The organism is Pseudomonas sp. SJZ077 (genome assembly GCF_007993905.1).
Taxonomy (GTDB): domain Bacteria; phylum Pseudomonadota; class Gammaproteobacteria; order Pseudomonadales; family Pseudomonadaceae; genus Aquipseudomonas; species Aquipseudomonas mandelii.
In genome coordinates this window covers 52,970-69,004 of record NZ_VIUJ01000030.1, presented here as the reverse complement: position 1 = coordinate 69,004, position 16,035 = coordinate 52,970, and the positions used below count along the sequence as shown (strand labels likewise).

The following is a 16,035-nucleotide window of genomic DNA, read 5'->3' as shown; positions in this document are numbered from 1 at the left end:
TTTTCTCGAAACGCGCTAGAACATCGGCCCACATCGTTTGGGGATCCCTGAATGAAATTTCAGCGATTTTACCGAAGACCTTGAAAGGGATGGCCGTAAGGGCGAAACCGCCAGCCGCCGTTACCGCAGAAACGGATATGTACCCGGTAAACAAGAACCTGGTCGGCTATCAGGCCGCCAAGACCAAGATGAAAAGTCAGTACCCGTTCGACCCGAAATCAACCTGAAAATCAAACCCGGTGACCCGCTCAACACCCGTTTCAATCTGCCCATCCGGCAACAACCGCAACCAGCGATACCCCGGTGCCTGCTCCCCAACCTTGAAATCATCACTCCCAGGCTCAAACTGAATGCAAGTCGAAGGCGAAGCAATCAACCGCACCCCTTTGCGCACCTGATCAACCTCCTGATGCACATGCCCCCACAAAACAGCACGCACCTGCGGAAAGCGATCCAGCACCGCAAACAAGGCCTCAGGATTACGCAAGCCGATAGGCTCCATCCACAAACAGCCGATCAACACCGGATGATGGTGAAAGCAGACCAGATGATGCCGCTCCGGCGCCTCACTCAACGAACGCGCCAGCAACTGCAACTGCTCATCCTGCAAATAGCCCGGCACCGACCCCGGCACCGCCGAATCCAGCAGAGTCACCCGCCAGTTACCGACATCCACCACCGGCTCCAGCAACGCACTTTGCACCGCCGCCTCGGCCATGATCCGCGGTTCATCATGATTGCCAGGAATCCAGCGCGCCGGCGCATCGAGCTGCCGGGTCAGGTCGCGAAACAGCTGATAAGACTCCAGCGTCCCGTCCTGAGACAGATCACCGCTGGCAACGATCAGGTCAATCTGCGGCTGCTGCAGGCGCACCAGCTCAATGACCTTTTGCAGGCTGTCCCGGGTATTCATGCCCAGCAACTTCCCGTCGGCTTCGGCAAACAGATGGCTGTCGGACAGTTGCACCAGCAACGCCGAATCGGCGGTGGTCAATGTGGATACGCTCGGCAAGGCGTTCTCCCAGGCTGAATCACGGGATTGGATGAGTGCCGCAATTATGCTGGGGGACGATCAAAAGAGGAAACCTGTGAACCTGACGCAGTTCACACTCAGCGCACAACGGCGTACTCATGCCCACACGCCAGACAATGGCTCAGCCATTCACCCAGGAACATATTCAACTGGGCCTTTTCATCCGGCTGATGCATTGAGGCATTCGGGTAAGGATAGATGCCGCGAAAGCGTCGTGCATGTTCGGCGCTGACCACTTCGGCCATGCACGCATCGTGGTAGACCTGCACTTCCAGTTGCGGCACCGGCAGCCACGGCAGGCTGTGTTCCTGGCGCACTTGCAGGGTCGTGGTGTACGGACAGACCTGCAGCACTTCGAGAGCCAGTACGCCGAGCATCTGGTCGCCGTGAGTCACGGCAATGCGCCGCGCCTCGGGTTCGTTGCGCATGTCCGGCAGCAGTCGCATGAGGCGCGCGTAGTTGGCCTCGCAGGAGGCTTGCAGCCCCACGAGGTCCACCCTGTAACGATCGCGCAGCTTGTTTACGACCATAGCCCCCTCACTTCAGCGCGGTTCAAGGCCAACCATTGCAAGGCAATGATGCTTGGCGCGTTGGCAATACGTCCGTCGCGGACGGCCTGCAAGGCATCTTCGAACGCCCAGACCGTAACGCGGATATCTTCTGCTTCTTCCTCCAGCCCATGCAGGCCGCCGACTCCGGTGCTGTCGCAACGCCCCAGGTACAAGTGCACAAATTCGTTGCTGCCGCCCGGCGATGGAAAGTATTTGGTCATCGGCCAGAGCGCCCCGAACACAAGCCCAGCTTCCTCCTGCGCCTCGCGGTGAGCAACTTCTTCCGGCACTTCATCCTTGTCGATCAGACCGGCGACCAGCTCGATCAGCCACGGGTTGTCGGTCTTGCCCATGGCGCCCACGCGAAACTGCTCGATCAGCACCACTTCATCGCGCTGCGGATCGTATGGCAACACGCACACGGCATCATGGCGAACAAACACTTCACGATTGATCTCGCGACTCATGCCACCGGCAAACAACTCATGGCGCAAGTGCACACGATCGAGCTTGTAGAAGCCCTCGTAGCACTTTTCGCGCCGAACGATATCAACGGCGGTCGGAATGGCGTTGGCAAAATCAGTCATGACAATCCTCGTTTACTGCAAATCCATGAAGAGGCTCCAACCTCGACTTCGCGCCATCCTAACGCGCCCGCGCCGTTTGATGCAGCCCCTTTCCCGTCAGCGAGATAGACGGTGAGGGCGAAACCAACTCTAATTAGCTTAGTGGCGAACTGACTGCTTCGTTGAGAGTCGAAGCGGATAACTTTTTGCCTTTCCCTGTTTTACGAAGGACGCCCATGTCGCTTTTTAAAATCGCCTCCGTGGCCGCAATCGCCCTGACCCTGGGTGCCTGCCAGAGTTTGTTCCAACCCAACTACCGAGCTCCGCTGGAAACTACCCGCGACGCCACCGAAACACTGAAACCGGGTTGCACGACGCCTGACTGCCCGCTCGTGAACATCGATACGCTGCGCTTCCCGGCCGAGCCTCAGCTTGACGGTATTGTCGAAAAGCGCCTGCTGCAAATGACCCGCACCTCGCCCGAAGCCCCTGCGGCACCGACGCTGGCGGCCTATCGCGATGAGTTTTTGCGCACCGCTGGCCCGCGTAACAGCAGCTACCTGCAAGCCAAGGTACGTGAGCAGCATGACGGCTTGGTGATCGTCGAGTTTTCCAGCTACCTGGACACCGGCGGCGCACATGGCACACCAGGCCGCGGCTTCATCAACTATTCGCGCCAGCAGCATAAAGTGCTGACCTTGTCCGACATGTTGGTGCCGGGTCAGGAAGAGGCGTTCTGGAAAGCCGCGCAAGTGGCGCACAACAGCTGGCTGATCAGCACCAAGCTCGATCAGGAACCGGAGTTCGTGAAGCAGTGGCCGTTCCAGAAAACCCAGAATGTGGCGCTGACCTACGGCGGGGTGATCCTCAAGTACGAAGTGAGCACCATCGCGCCTTACGCGCTGGGCCACGTCGAACTGAAGATCCCCTACCCGCGCCTGAACGGTATTCTCAAGCCCGAGCTGTTTCCCGGCCGTAACTGAAGGCCCGGCCCAGCACTAGCTGGAGCAACCCTGCCAGAATCAACGACGGCAGGGTTGCGCCGATGTCCGGATACAGATTGGCCAACAAATGATAGGTGCTCACCCCGCCCAACCAGGCGAGCAGCGCCGGCCAGCGCAACGCGGCTGACGCCACCTGAGCACTGCGTTTGCGCAGAATGAAGTGATCCACCAGCACCACGCCGAACAGCGGCGCAAACACCGAACCGATCAACAGCAGGAAGTTCTGGTACTGCGCCAGTGGCGCCAGGCACGCGATCAGTGTGCAAATCACGCCGATGGCCAACGCCAGATGCTCGACTTTCAAGCGCAACAGAATCCCGCTGGAGACAGCCGCCGAGTGAATGTCGGCGAAGGCGTTTTCCGACTCGTCCAACAGGATCAGCAACAGCGGAATGCCCAGGCCTGCACCCGCCAGCGCCAGCAACAAGGCATTCACTTCACCGCTCGGCGCGAACGCCAGGGTGTAGGCCACGCCGAGGCTCATCAGCCAGAAGTTGCCGATAAAGAAGCCAATCGCTGTACCGCCGAACACATTTTTCGCACGCTTGCCGAAGCGTGAGTAGTCGGCAATCAGCGGCAGCCACGACAGCGGCATCGCAATGGCAATGTCGAAGCCCACGGCGAAGGGCATCGAACCGTCACCGGCCTGTGCCCACAACGCGGTCAGATCGGCCTTGGCGAACAGGTTCCAGGTCAGCCAGATGCACGCGGCCAGCAGCAGCCAGATACCCCACTTGCGCAGGATTTGTCGCACGAACGTCAACGGACCGCTGACGGCCAGCAAGGTCGCCAAACCACCAAAGAACACGGTCCAGAGCAGTGGATTCGACAGCAGGCTGCCTTCGCTGAACGCCCGCGCACCCAGCAAACTGGCAGCGTCGCGCATCACAATGATTTCGAACGAACCCCAACCGATCAGTTGCAGCAGGTTCAGCACGGCCGGCAGGCTCGCGCCACGTTTGCCGAGGCTGAGCTTGAGCGCGGCCATCGACGACAGGCCGGTGTCGCTGCCGATCACGCCGACGGCGGCCAGCAGCAGAACGCCGACCAGGGTGCCGAGGAAGATCGCCAGCAACGAGCCGGACAGGCCCAGACCTGGCGCGAGCAAGGCGCCGGTCTGCAGCACCATCAGGCCGATGCCGAGGGAGAACCACAGGGAAAAAAGATCGCGACCGCCAAAGACACGTTTGTCCATGGGCACCGCGATGTCGGGGGAATAAGTGCTGGGTTGAATGCTCAAGGGTGTTATCTCAATAAGAGCAGAGACAAGTTTCAAGCTGCAAGCTACAAGTTAGAAGCAAACCGCTTCTTCTTGCAGCTTGTCGCTTGTCGCTCGTGGCTAGATTTTCTTGTACAGCTGACTGCCTTCCTGCTTGAACCGCTCAGCCTGGTCCGCCAATCCCTGGGCGACTTCGGCGTCGACGGTTTCGATCCGTTGGTTAGCCGCGTATTCGCGGACTTCCTGGGTGATCTTCATCGAACAGAATTTCGGCCCGCACATGGAGCAGAAATGCGCGACCTTGGCCGAATCTTTCGGCAAGGTCTCATCGTGATAGGAACGAGCGGTGTCGGGATCAAGGCCCAGGTTGAACTGGTCTTCCCAACGAAATTCGAATCGCGCCTTGCTCAAGGCATTGTCGCGGATCTGCGCGCCCGGATGCCCTTTGGCCAGATCGGCGGCATGCGCGGCGATCTTGTAGGTGATAATCCCGGTCTTCACGTCATCCTTGTTCGGCAGGCCCAAGTGCTCCTTCGGCGTCACGTAGCAAAGCATGGCGCAACCGAACCAGCCGATCATCGCCGCACCGATACCCGAGGTGATGTGGTCGTATCCCGGTGCGATGTCCGTGGTCAGCGGACCGAGGGTGTAGAACGGCGCCTCGTCGCAGCACTCGAGCTGCTTGTCCATGTTTTCCTTGATCAACTGCATTGGCACGTGGCCAGGGCCTTCGATCATGCATTGCACATCATGCTTCCAGGCAATCTTGGTCAGCTCGCCGAGGGTTTCCAGCTCACCGAATTGCGCGGCGTCGTTGGCGTCGGCAATCGAGCCCGGACGCAGGCCATCACCCAGCGAGAAGCTGACGTCGTAGGCCTTCATGATTTCGCAGATGTCTTCGAAATGGGTGTAGAGGAAGTTCTCTTTGTGGTGTGCCAGGCACCACTTGGCCATGATCGAGCCGCCACGGGAAACGATCCCGGTGACGCGCTTGGCGGTCAGCGGCACGTAGCGCAGCAACACGCCGGCGTGGATGGTGAAGTAGTCGACGCCCTGCTCGGCCTGTTCGATCAGCGTGTCGCGGAACAGCTCCCAGGTCAGGTCTTCGGCGGCGCCGCCGACTTTTTCCAACGCTTGATAGATCGGCACGGTACCGATAGGCACCGGCGAGTTGCGGATGATCCACTCGCGGGTTTCGTGAATGTGCTTGCCGGTGGACAGGTCCATGACCGTGTCCGACCCCCAGCGAATGCCCCAGGTCAGTTTCGCCACTTCTTCTTCGATGGACGAACCCAAGGCGCTGTTGCCGATGTTGCCGTTGATCTTCACCAGGAAGTTACGGCCGATGATCATCGGTTCCAGTTCGGTGTGGTTGATGTTGGCCGGAATGATCGCGCGACCGCGGGCGATCTCGTCACGGACAAATTCAGGGGTGATGATTTTCGGCACGCTGGCACCGAAGCTGTGACCGGCGTGTTGCTGGTCCAGCAGCCCGGCGGCGCGAGCCACTTCGAGCTTCATGTTTTCGCGGATGGCGACGTATTCCATCTCGGCGGTAATGATGCCTTTGCGGGCGTAGTGCATCTGGCTGACGTTGGCCCCGGCCTTGGCGCGGCGCGGGTTGTTGACGTGGGCGAAACGCAGCTTGGTGAGTTCGGCGTCGGCGAGGCGTTCCTGGCCGAAGTTCGAGCTTAGGCCGGGCAGGCGCTCGGTGTCGCCACGGGATTCAATCCAAGGCGAGCGCACATCAGCCAGGCCCTTGCGCACGTCGATGATGACGTTGGGGTCGGTGTACGGGCCCGAGGTGTCGTACACAACGACAGGCGCGTTGATCTCGCCGCCGAAGTCGGTCGGGGTCACGTCGAGGCTGATTTCGCGCATCGGCACGAGGATGTCCGGGCGGGAACCCTGGACATAGATTTTTTGCGAGCGGGTAAACGGCTGAACCGATTGTTGATCGACTTGGGCCGAGTCACTCAGGTTCGTAGTGTTTTTTAGTTTTATCGTCATCACGGGCTCTCCAGACAGCATCCAGGCAGTGGAATTTTGTCGGAGCGAACCTGTAACGAATGGACGCGACCAATCAGCCATAACGAAGCCGTTGGTGCTGTGCTCAGTGCTCGAGGGGTGTTCGATTGTCGAACAACATCCCGGACGAAGCACAAGAGGACTCGCCGGGTGACGAGAAATCTTGTTCCCTACGCAGGCGCTAACCTGATCAGGTTCAACGGGATCCGAAATTATTCGATCTCAGCCTCATAGCAAGGCACCCCGACAAGAACCCGGCCAGTCTAGACACAACTGGCAAAGAACGCCAACACCGCGGTAAACACCATGATGAATGGCGCAATTACCGGATTGTTGCCGTGCTTGGCGACAATTACACTCGCCAAGCCATGCTGCGCCTTGACGCTGTATGGGCCGCGCCGTAGCCTTGGCGCTCAAATTATCAGCGTAATTTTAGGGATGGCCTCATGCTGCGCAACCTATCACTGGCCCTTGCCGTGTCTTGTGCGTCCAATGGAATGGCCTGGGCAGCAGAAGCGCCCTTATCGACCAAAACCGATCTGGTCAGCGTCTACCAGGAAGCGGTGGACAACAACGCCGACCTGGCTGCCGCCCGTGCCCAATACGGTGCCCAGAAAGAAGTGGTGCCCCAGGCCCGCGCCGGGCTGCTGCCCAATCTCTCGGGCGGCGCCGAGCTCGCCAACGTGCGCACCGCGATCGATCAGCCTTCGGCCACCGCCAACCGTAACGCTCATTCCTATCAAGCGACGTTGGCACAACCGCTGTTCCGTGCCGATCGCTGGTTCCAGTTCCAGGCCGCCAAGGACGTCAACGAACAGGCCGCGTTGCAACTCTCGGCAACTGAACAGAACCTGATCCTGCAGACAGCCGAAAGCTACTTCAACGTGCTGCGCACCCAGGACAACCTGGCCTCGACCAAGGCCGAGGAAGCCGCGTTCAAACGCCAGCTCGACCAGTCCAACGAGCGCTTCGATGTCGGCCTGTCGGACAAGACCGACGTGCTGCAGTCGCAAGCCAGCTACGACACGGCACGGGCCAACCGGATCCTCGCCCAGCGCCAGGTGGATGATGCGTTCGAAGCGTTGATCACCCTGACCAACCGCCAATACAACTCGATCCAGGGCATTGTCCACACACTGCCGATCCTGCCGCCATCACCGAATGATGCCAAGGCCTGGGTCGATACCGCGGCGAAGCAGAACCTTAATTTGCTGGCCAGCAATTACGCCGTCAGTGCTGCCGAAGAAACACTCAAGCAGCGCAAGGCGGGTCATGCACCGACCCTCGATGCCGTGGCGAAGTACGAAAAAGGTGATAACGACGCCTTGGGCTTCGGCAACCCGAACGCCTTTGGCCAGCCGTATGGCGGCAACGTCGAACAAACGACGGTGGGCCTGCAGGTGAACATCCCGATCTACAGTGGCGGCCTGATCAACTCCCAGGTGCGCCAATCGTATGCGCAACTGGACCAGTCCGAGCAGCAACGTGAATCCCTGCGCCGGCAAATCGTGGAAAGCACCCGCAACCTGCACCGGGCGGTGAACACCGACGTCGAGCAGGTGCAGGCACGCAAACAGTCGATCATCTCCAACCAGAGTGCGGTGGAAGCGACTGAAATCGGTTATCAGGTCGGCACGCGAAATATCGTTGACGTGCTGGATGCCCAGCGTCAGCTGTACACCTCGGTGCGCAACTACAACAACACCCGCTACGACTACATCCTCGACAACCTGCGTTTGAAGCAGGCTGCCGGCACGTTGAACCCGGGGGATTTGCAGGACCTGGCGCGTTATCTCAAGGCCGACTACAACCCGGACAAGGACTTCCTGCCACCGGATCTGGCGAAGGCTGCGGCGGCGCAGTTGAAGGCAAATCCAACGCAGTAAAAACCGGTTCTGTGGCGAGGGAGCTTGCTCCCGCTGGGCTGCGAAGCGGCCCCAACTCCTGCAACTCGCAGTTTCCTGACACACCGAGAAAGCCGGACTGACGACTGCTTCGCAGCCGAACGGGAGCAAGCTCCCTCGCCACAGGTATCAAGTCAAGTCGATCAACCGCCCCAACCCATCCAGTAGCCGCTGCAACGCGCCTTGATTGGTGCGCATCACTTTCAACCCAGCCTCCGCCATTCGCTGCGCATCGCGCGGCAATTCGAACAGCCGCTGTACCGCCAGCGCCAGGCCTTCGGCATCCTCCACTTCCTGCAACGCCCCGGCGCTGCGCAATTGTGCGGCGATTTCGAGGAAGTTGAACAGGTGCGGGCCGCACAGCACCGGTTTGGCCAGCGCCGCCGGTTCCAGCAGGTTATGCCCGCCGTTCGGCACCAGGCTGCCGCCGACAAACGCGCTGTCCGCCAAGGCATAAAGAAACAGCAACTCACCCATGGTGTCGCCCAGCAACACCGACGTATTAGCCGTGACCGGCTCGCCGGAGGAACGACGCACCGTGGCGAATCCCTGCTGCTGGCACAAGGCGAACACTGAGTTGAAACGCTCTGGATGACGCGGCACCAGAATCAGCAACGCATCGGGATGATTGGCCAGCAACTGACGATGGGCCGCCAGCACCACTTCGTCTTCACCTTCGTGAGTACTCGCGGCGATCCACACCGGGCGTTCCTGCGCCTGCCATTGCGCGCGCAATTCGGTGGCGCGCAGAAGCAATTGCGGATCGATGGTCAGGTCAAACTTGATCGAGCCGGTCACTTCGACAGTGTCCGCACGCGCACCCAGGTTAAGGAAGCGCTGAGCTTCGGCTTCGGTCTGCACCGCGAACAGGCTCATCTCGGCGAGCATCGGCTGGGTGAGTTTCCGGAAGCGGCCATAACCCTTGGCCGAACGTTCGGACAATCGCGCATTGGCCAACGCCACCGCAATCCCGCGCTTGGCGCACTGATGGATGTGGTTCGGCCAGAGTTCGGTCTCCATGATTACCGCCAGTTTCGGCTGGACCCGATCGAGAAACCGTGCCGCCGCGCACGGCAAGTCGTAAGGCAAATAGCAGTGCTGGATGCGCGGCTCGTTGGCAAACAGGGCATGGATGCGCTCCGAACCGGTCGGGGTCATGCAGGTCACGGTAATCGGCAGCTGTGGATAACGTTGCAGCAGGGCGCGAATCATCGGCGCTGCGGCAATGCTCTCGCCCACGGACACCGCGTGCACCCAGATGCCGCCCGGCTTCATCGTCGGCAGGCCGAGGGAGAAGCGTTCGCCAATGCGTTTGGCATACGCCGGCGCCTTGCGCGAACGCAGCCACAGCCGAATCGCTACCAATGGCAGCCCCAAGTAAAACAGCGCGGTGTAGAGAGTTCTATTCATGGCGGCGGAGTTTATCGGTTTTTTCGCCGATCGCCCGCAAATGCACGGCAAAACGTTCTGCCAGCCAACGAGCCGCCGGGCCGAGGGGTTCATCGCGGCGCCAGACCAGCTCAACAACCAGCGCCGGCGGGGTCCATTCGCTGTCCAGTTCGACCATCAGGTCCTGATACGCCGGGTACTGCACCACGTGCCGTGGCAGCCAGGCCCAGCCGAGGCCGCGCACCAGCCATTCGGCCATCACGTAGAAGCTGTCAGCCCGCCAGACCTGCGGGCTGGCCGGCTCACTGCCGGGATAGACACTGGACTGGGTGGACATCAGCAGCTGGCGGTGCTGCGCCAGTTGCTGACAATCAACCTGCGCCTGTTTCGCCAATGGATGACCGACGCCGCATACGGTGAGCATTTCGACGCTGCCGAGCACCCGACGCTCAAGCGCTTCGGGGATCTGGTCGTGATAAAACAACAGTCCCAGATCGGCCCGACGCTCGACCAGTTTGCGCGCCACATCACCTTGAGCGGCACTGGTCAGCTGCACTTCAAGACTGGGAAATTTGTCGGCCAGGGCTGCAAAGCTTTCGATGATCGGCTGATAGGGCATCGCCTCATCCTGAGCCACGCGCAAACGCGCTTCCTGTCCGCGCATCATCGCCAGCGCCCGACCGTTCAGGCGCTCGCACTGACGCAAGACTTCCCGCGCCTCCTCCAGCAAGGCATTGCCGGCCTCGGTGAGTTTCGGCTGCCGGCCGCTGCTGCGGTCGAACAGGCTGACGCCGAGGTCTTCCTCCAGCAGCGCAATCGAACTGCTGACCGCCGACTGCGCCTTGCGCTGAACCCGTGCTACGGCAGAAAACGAACGCTGCTCCGCTACGCTGACAAACAGGCGCAGCTGCTCCAGATTCCATTGCATGCTCATGAGTCAACCCATCTTCAGAACAGATAGGTAATGACTTTACCGCATCTGGAGAATCTCTAGAATGCCGAACTCAGACAGCAACACTTCACACGAGGATGCACCTATGACCGCTTACTACTACCTGGCCATTGCCATCTGCGCCGAAGTGATCGCGACCGTTTCAATGAAAGCCGTCAAAGGCTTCAGCACCCCGCTGCCGCTGATTCTGGTGATTGTCGGTTACGGCATTGCCTTCTGGATGCTGACCCTGGTGGTGCGCAGCGTTCCGGTGGGCGTCGCTTATGCGGTGTGGGCCGGTTTGGGCATCGTGATGGTCAGCATCGCGGCGCTTTTTATCTACGGGCAGAAACTGGATGTACCGGCGATGCTGGGGATGGCGTTGATCGTATTGGGCGTCGTCGTCATCCAGCTCTTCTCCAAAACCGCTGGCCACTGACTGTCACCCCAATCCCCTGTGGCGAGGGAGCTAGCTCCCGCTCGGCTGCGAAGCAGTCGTAAATAGCCTGATGCGGTTTATCTGAATAACCGCATCGTTAGATTTTGGGGCCGCTTCGCGACCCAACGGGAGCAAGCTCCCTCGCCACAGGTCCTGCGTATAGCCTCTGTTGATCAGCAATAAAACCTCCAATCTTCGAGTCTGTATACTGCGCCCTCGTCTTGAACACTGAGGTCGCTGCATGCCATCCGTTATTTCCACCGACGTTCTGATTGTCGGCGCTGGTGTCGCCGGCCTCTGGCTGAATGCGCGCCTGCGCCGCCAGGGTTTTTCGACCGTGCTGGTGGAAAGCGCCAGCCTCGGCGGCGGGCAGAGTGTGAAGTCCCAGGGCATCATCCACGGCGGCGCCAAGTACGCGCTGCATGGCGCCCTGACCGGTGCCTCGGAAGCCATCGCCGACATGCCACGCCGCTGGCGTGAAGCCCTTGCCGGCGACGGCGAGCTGGATCTGACCGGCGTGCGCCTGCTGTCCGAAGCCCATTACCTCTGGTCCCCTGGCACCCTCGCTGGCAACCTCACCAGTTTCTTCGCCAGCAAAGCCGTGCGTGGCCGTGTCGATCAGGTCAAGGGCGACCAACTGCCGCCGGCCCTGCAAGACAAGCGCTTCAAGGGCAAGGTTTACCGATTGGCGGAACTGGTCATCGACGTGCCAAGCCTGATTCAGCGCCTGGCCGACTTGGCCGGTGATGGCCTGCTCGCCGGTCAGAGGATCGAACCGTTGCTGGAGGCCGGGGTTCTGGTGGGCCTGAAGGTCGACGGACGTGAGATCCGCGCCCAGCGCATCGTGCTCAGCGCCGGTGCCGGCACCGCGACGCTGCTCGACGCCCTGGGGCTGAGCCAGCCCGCCATGCAGCGCCGGCCGTTGCACATGATCATCGCCAAAGGCCCGAGCCTCAAACCGCTGTATGCCCACTGCCTGGGCGGCGGCACCAAACCGCGCCTGACCGTGACCACCCATCCTGCCGCCGATGGCCAATGGGTCTGGTACATGGGCGGCGATATCGCTGAAGCCGAAGGGGTTGCCCGTGAACCCGCCGAGCAAATCGCCACAGCGCAGAAAGAACTCGGCCAGTTGCTGCCATGGATCGACCTGAGCACCGCGCAATGGGCCACCTTGCGTGTGGATCGCGCCGAACCGCTGCAATCGGGACTGACGCGCCCGGACAATGCCTTCCTTGCCGAAGAAGGCCGGCTGCTGGTCGGTTGGCCGACCAAACTGGCACTGGCGCCGGACTTCGCCGACCGGGTCATCGCGTCCTTGCAGCGTGACGGCATCCAGCCAAGCCATCCAGCGCCGCTGCCCGACTTGCCAAAACCACCGATTTGCGTTCCAGCCTGGGAGCAACTGCTGCCATGAGCATAAAGACCCTGCACGACCTGCACCGCCCCCTGGGCAGCACTGGCCTGATGGTTTCGCCCCTGGGCCTGGGCACGGTAAAACTGGGCCGCGACCAAGGCGTGAAATACCCCAACGGTTTCCAGATTCCCGGCGATGACGAAGCGCGCATGCTGCTCAAACTCGCGCGCGATATGGGCATCAACCTGATCGACACCGCCCCGGCTTATGGCTGCAGTGAAGAGCGCCTCGGCCCGCTGTTACGTGGTCAGCGTGAGGACTGGGTAATCGTCAGCAAGGTCGGCGAAGAATTTGCCGACGGCCAGTCGAGTCACGACTTCAGCGCCGCCCATACTCGACGTTCAGTGGAGCGCAGCCTGCAACGCCTGGAAACAGATGTTATCGATCTGGTGCTGGTGCACTCCGACGGCAACGACCTGGCAATTCTCAACGACAGCGAGGTCTACGCGACCCTCGCCGCGCTCAAGGCCGAAGGCAAGATTCGCGGCTTCGGTTTTTCCGGCAAAACCGTCGAAGGGGGTTTGAAGGCTCTGGAACAGGGTGATTGCGCCATGGTCACCTACAATCTGAACGAACAGAGCGAGAAGCCGGTCATTGACTATGCTGCTGCTCACGGCAAAGCCATTCTGGTGAAAAAAGCCCTCGCCAGCGGTCACGTCTGCCTGAGTCCGGGCGTGGACCCGGTGCGCGCCAGCTTCGAGTTGTTGTTTGAACATCCGGGTGTTGCCAGTGCTATTGTCGGGACCATCAATCCGCTGCACCTCGCCCACAACGTCGCGACCGTTGCCCAGGTCCTACGTAGAAACTGATGCCGCCCACGCGGCCTTAAGCAGGAGCCGACATGCCGCGCACGCTCATAAGAAAGAACCCGAGCAACTTCAAGACCCTGCCGTTGTACGTCGAAGCGACTCCCGAAGGCTTGAGCTATCAGAGCGTCGGGATGCCGCTCAATTTCTCCCAGACCCTGCAACGTCGCCGCCCGGTGACGGTGCCCGACACTGAGCGCTTCGCGCTGGAACTGGCCAACCTTGGGGTCTCGGTGCGCCTGACCCTGCATTGGCAGAATCGCGATTACTGGGTCTTGGTGCGTCAACGCCGGCAAGACCGCGGCGATGTGGTGCTCAAGTTAATATCCGGTTACGTGCCAGCCCACGAGCTGAACCTGCCACTGCATACGGCGATCCAGGAGATCGCCGAAGAGTGCCTGCTGGAAACCCCGGAAGGCTGGCTCGGTGGACGCTTCAATGACACCTGGCTGCCGGCGCCCTACTCCTCGGCGCTGCATTATCGCGAGGCATTACCCTTTCGCCTGACGCCGTTGTCCGGCTCCGCGCGGCCTGTGCGTTGCGCCAAGATGCAGTTGATCGAACGTCCGCGGGCTTACGTGCATTTGCCGACGGCTTCGCTGCAATTGATTTATGACTTGCGCCTGGACGTACCCAAGGAAGCCAAGTCCCTGAGCCTGTTTCATGTCGATGAGCGACTGGAGGGGGATCAGTTGGTGGCCCGGCTCGATCGCAAGCGCCCCGATTTGTATTTGATGCCGCTGCAGGACGGCCAGCCGATGGCCGAGCTGTATACCTTGAAAAAGGATCAGCTGTACCCGGCGAGTACGCGCGGGCTGTACCTGGCAGAGAGTTTTGCCCAGCAGGAAGGCTGGCTGGTGCGCGATGAGCGGATTCGCTGGAAGGATTGGGTACGGCAGCAGGGGTTGAGCCCGCCGGGGAAGGATTCGGGTCTGGCCCGGTTACGCGGGAAGGCGAAGCAATTGCTGAAGAAGATTGTGCCGCGTAAGGCAGTGCGATAGGAACAAGAGCGCTTGTGTGGCGAGGGAGCTTGCTCCCGCTCGGCTACGCAGTAGCCGCACCGGCTAACGAGTATTCCCTGAAATCACGCGGTGTATGGTTTTGGGGCCGCTTCGCAGCCCAGCGGGAGCAAGCTCCCTCACCACAGTGACCGCGTCGTCTTCAGTTATTGCGGATTTTTTCGACTATTGCGGTAGTCGAGCTGTTTGCCACCAGCCCCAGTACTTTCACGGTTCCGCCGTAAGCGGTCACGATGTCCGCGCCGACCACCTGGTCGATCCCGTAATCCCCGCCCTTGACCAACACGTCCGGCTTGACCTCGCGCAGCAGGTTTTCAGGGGTGCCTTCAGGGAAGCTGATCACCCAATCCACGGCGCCCAGACCGGCCAGTACGGCCATGCGACGGTCGACGCTATTGATCGGACGACCCGGCCCTTTCAGGCGGCTGACCGAGGCATCGTCGTTGACCGCAACGATCAGACGATCGCCTTGGGCGCGTGCCTGCTCGAGGTAGGTCACGTGGCCGGCGTGCAGGATGTCGAAGCAGCCGTTGGTGAAAACAATCTTCTCTTTATGTGCTCGCGCATCGTCGACCGCCAGCAGCAACTGCTCAAGGCCCAGCACACCGCGCTCGGAACCTTCTTCGCGCTGGATGGCACGACGCAGTTCCGGGGCACTGATCGCCGCCGTACCGAGCTTGCCGACGACGATGCCCGCCGCCAGATTGGCCAGGGCCACCGCGTGTGGCAGCTCTTCGCCCGCAGCGATCGCGGCCGCCAGCGTGGAAATCACCGTGTCGCCGGCACCAGTCACGTCGAACACTTCACGCGCTCGAGCCGGCAGGTGCAGCGCAGGATGGTCCGGGCGCAACAAGGTCATGCCGTGCTCGCCACGGGTCACCAGCAACGCGCCGAGGTCCAGGTCGTGCATCAACTGCGCGCCCTTGCTGACCAGCTCGTGCTCATCGGCGCAACCGCCGACGATGGTTTCGAATTCGCTGAGGTTCGGCGTGATCAAGCTCGCGCCACGGTAGATCGAGAAGTCCTTGCCCTTGGGATCGGCCAGCACCGGAATGCCACGGGCACGGGCGGCCTGGATCAGCACCTGATGGTTTTTCAGTGCGCCTTTGCCGTAGTCGGACAGCACCAGCACCTTGATGCCTTCGAGCAGTTCGTCGACCTGCTCGCCCAGCGCCAGGGCGTCGGTGGCGAAGGGTTCTTCGAAGTCGATACGCAGCAATTGCTGGTGACGGCTCATGACCCGCAGCTTGACGATGGTCGGCTGGTGCGCAATGCGCTGGAACAACGCCCGCACGCCAGCGCCCTTGAGGCTATTGGCCAGGCTGTCGGCAGCTTCATCGTCGCCCGTCACGCCGACCAGCGAGGCCGGTGCGCCGAGGGCGGCAATGTTCAACGCAACGTTGGCGGCACCGCCGGGGCGGTCCTCGATTTGCTCGACCTTGACTACCGGCACCGGCGCCTCAGGGGAAATCCGTGAGGTACCACCATGCCAGTAACGGTCGAGCATGACATCGCCGACCACCAAGACAGGGGCTTGATCGAATCGCGGCATGGACAACTTCATGGAGCAACCCACATACAAAATGAACAGGGGCGCGATATTACCACAGGGTTGGCACTGGCTTGCGCGACGGCTGCAACGGGATGATTCGACAGGTAAATCTGATCAATTATTGAGCAGAAATACTGATAACTGATACAAATCACCGGGCGCATTGCACGCCCGGTG

Annotated in this window: 15 protein-coding genes and 1 riboswitch; of the genes, 7 read left to right on the top strand and 8 right to left on the bottom strand. The window is 60.9% G+C overall.

The features are described from left to right. On the top strand, window positions 1–227 hold a 227-nt coding region (locus tag FBY01_RS31685), incomplete at its 5' end, for a hypothetical protein (protein ID WP_218571016.1). Here FBY01_RS31685 and cpdA read toward each other — a convergent pair. From cpdA to FBY01_RS29595, 3 genes are all read right to left on the bottom strand, one after another. Continuing rightward, entirely contained in the window at window positions 197–1,012 is an 816-nt protein-coding gene (cpdA, locus tag FBY01_RS29605; RefSeq protein ID WP_083375186.1) for a 3',5'-cyclic-AMP phosphodiesterase, read from the bottom strand. The genes FBY01_RS31685 and cpdA overlap by 31 nt on opposite strands. Window positions 1,013–1,110: 98 nt before the next feature. Continuing rightward, complete coding sequence (locus FBY01_RS29600; protein ID WP_008153350.1) at window positions 1,111–1,563, bottom strand: DUF1249 domain-containing protein; 453 nt, start codon at window positions 1,561–1,563, stop codon at window positions 1,111–1,113. Continuing rightward, entirely contained in the window at window positions 1,554–2,171 is a 618-nt protein-coding gene (locus tag FBY01_RS29595; RefSeq protein WP_010464243.1) for an NUDIX domain-containing protein, read from the bottom strand. The genes FBY01_RS29600 and FBY01_RS29595 overlap by 10 nt, the downstream gene beginning before the upstream one ends. A gap of 215 nt (window positions 2,172–2,386) precedes the next feature. On the opposite strand from FBY01_RS29595, the gene FBY01_RS29590 reads away from it, so the two are divergent. Further along, a complete protein-coding gene (locus tag FBY01_RS29590; protein ID WP_010464245.1) occupies window positions 2,387–3,133 on the top strand; it encodes an RsiV family protein in 747 nt (248 codons plus the stop codon). Here the strand turns inward: FBY01_RS29590 and cytX are convergent. After that, window positions 3,102–4,394: a putative hydroxymethylpyrimidine transporter CytX gene (gene cytX / locus FBY01_RS29585; protein ID WP_010464248.1), complete on the bottom strand. Its 1,293-nt coding sequence runs from the start codon at window positions 4,392–4,394 to the stop codon at window positions 3,102–3,104. The two genes, FBY01_RS29590 and cytX, sit on opposite strands and share 32 nt — an antisense overlap. Before the next feature lie 99 nt (window positions 4,395–4,493). Beyond that, window positions 4,494–6,383: a phosphomethylpyrimidine synthase ThiC gene (thiC, locus tag FBY01_RS29580; protein ID WP_010464250.1), complete on the bottom strand. Its 1,890-nt coding sequence runs from the start codon at window positions 6,381–6,383 to the stop codon at window positions 4,494–4,496. Window positions 6,384–6,551: 168 nt separating this feature from the next. After that, window positions 6,552–6,657: riboswitch (TPP riboswitch) on the bottom strand. A 190-nt stretch (window positions 6,658–6,847) separates the two neighbouring features. On the opposite strand from thiC, the gene FBY01_RS29575 reads away from it, so the two are divergent. Then, window positions 6,848–8,287: a TolC family outer membrane protein gene (locus tag FBY01_RS29575; protein WP_083375188.1), complete on the top strand. Its 1,440-nt coding sequence runs from the start codon at window positions 6,848–6,850 to the stop codon at window positions 8,285–8,287. A 147-nt stretch (window positions 8,288–8,434) separates the two neighbouring features. Here FBY01_RS29575 and waaA read toward each other — a convergent pair whose 3' ends face one another. Then, a complete protein-coding gene (gene waaA / locus FBY01_RS29565; protein WP_010464254.1) occupies window positions 8,435–9,715 on the bottom strand; it encodes a lipid IV(A) 3-deoxy-D-manno-octulosonic acid transferase in 1,281 nt (426 codons plus the stop codon). Continuing rightward, complete coding sequence (locus tag FBY01_RS29560; RefSeq protein ID WP_102593660.1) at window positions 9,708–10,628, bottom strand: LysR family transcriptional regulator; 921 nt, start codon at window positions 10,626–10,628, stop codon at window positions 9,708–9,710. Before FBY01_RS29560 ends, waaA begins: the two co-directional genes overlap by 8 nt. A gap of 103 nt (window positions 10,629–10,731) precedes the next feature. On the opposite strand from FBY01_RS29560, the gene FBY01_RS29555 reads away from it, so the two are divergent. The 4 genes from FBY01_RS29555 to FBY01_RS29540 all read left to right on the top strand — a co-directional run bounded on the left by FBY01_RS29555 (window position 10,732) and on the right by FBY01_RS29540 (window position 14,288). After that, window positions 10,732–11,064 carry a multidrug efflux SMR transporter gene (locus FBY01_RS29555; protein ID WP_010464258.1) on the top strand — a complete coding sequence of 111 codons (333 nt, stop codon included), beginning with the start codon at window positions 10,732–10,734 and terminating at the stop codon, window positions 11,062–11,064. A gap of 241 nt (window positions 11,065–11,305) precedes the next feature. Beyond that, complete coding sequence (locus tag FBY01_RS29550) at window positions 11,306–12,481, top strand: FAD-binding oxidoreductase (RefSeq protein WP_145310721.1); 1,176 nt, start codon at window positions 11,306–11,308, stop codon at window positions 12,479–12,481. Continuing rightward, window positions 12,478–13,290: an aldo/keto reductase gene (locus tag FBY01_RS29545; RefSeq protein ID WP_083375189.1), complete on the top strand. Its 813-nt coding sequence runs from the start codon at window positions 12,478–12,480 to the stop codon at window positions 13,288–13,290. The genes FBY01_RS29550 and FBY01_RS29545 overlap by 4 nt, the downstream gene beginning before the upstream one ends. 32 nt (window positions 13,291–13,322) lie before the next feature. After that, window positions 13,323–14,288 (top strand): metal ABC transporter ATPase, encoded by a 966-nt coding sequence (locus FBY01_RS29540; protein WP_145310719.1) that lies wholly within the window; start codon window positions 13,323–13,325, stop codon window positions 14,286–14,288. Between the two features lie 160 nt (window positions 14,289–14,448). On the opposite strand, the gene hldE is transcribed toward FBY01_RS29540, so the two are convergent. Continuing rightward, complete coding sequence (gene hldE, locus FBY01_RS29535) at window positions 14,449–15,870, bottom strand: bifunctional D-glycero-beta-D-manno-heptose-7-phosphate kinase/D-glycero-beta-D-manno-heptose 1-phosphate adenylyltransferase HldE (protein WP_010464267.1); 1,422 nt, start codon at window positions 15,868–15,870, stop codon at window positions 14,449–14,451. Window positions 15,871–16,035: the final 165 nt, after the last annotated feature.

Excerpts from the sequence above, each read along its gene's own strand:
- FBY01_RS29600 (WP_008153350.1), bottom strand. The coding sequence starts at position 1,563 with ATGGTCGTAAACAAGCTGCGCGATCGTTACAGGGTGGACCTCGTGGGG.
- FBY01_RS29595 (WP_010464243.1), bottom strand. The coding sequence starts at position 2,171 with ATGACTGATTTTGCCAACGCCATTCCGACCGCCGTTGATATCGTTCGG.
- FBY01_RS29590 (WP_010464245.1), top strand. The coding sequence starts at position 2,387 with ATGTCGCTTTTTAAAATCGCCTCCGTGGCCGCAATCGCCCTGACCCTG.
- thiC (WP_010464250.1), bottom strand. The coding sequence starts at position 6,383 with ATGACGATAAAACTAAAAAACACTACGAACCTGAGTGACTCGGCCCAA.
- FBY01_RS29575 (WP_083375188.1), top strand. The coding sequence starts at position 6,848 with ATGCTGCGCAACCTATCACTGGCCCTTGCCGTGTCTTGTGCGTCCAAT.
- waaA (WP_010464254.1), bottom strand. The coding sequence starts at position 9,715 with ATGAATAGAACTCTCTACACCGCGCTGTTTTACTTGGGGCTGCCATTG.
- FBY01_RS29560 (WP_102593660.1), bottom strand. The coding sequence starts at position 10,628 with ATGAGCATGCAATGGAATCTGGAGCAGCTGCGCCTGTTTGTCAGCGTA.
- FBY01_RS29555 (WP_010464258.1), top strand. The coding sequence starts at position 10,732 with ATGACCGCTTACTACTACCTGGCCATTGCCATCTGCGCCGAAGTGATC.
- FBY01_RS29550 (WP_145310721.1), top strand. The coding sequence starts at position 11,306 with ATGCCATCCGTTATTTCCACCGACGTTCTGATTGTCGGCGCTGGTGTC.
- FBY01_RS29545 (WP_083375189.1), top strand. The coding sequence starts at position 12,478 with ATGAGCATAAAGACCCTGCACGACCTGCACCGCCCCCTGGGCAGCACT.
- FBY01_RS29540 (WP_145310719.1), top strand. The coding sequence starts at position 13,323 with ATGCCGCGCACGCTCATAAGAAAGAACCCGAGCAACTTCAAGACCCTG.
- hldE (WP_010464267.1), bottom strand. The coding sequence starts at position 15,870 with ATGAAGTTGTCCATGCCGCGATTCGATCAAGCCCCTGTCTTGGTGGTC.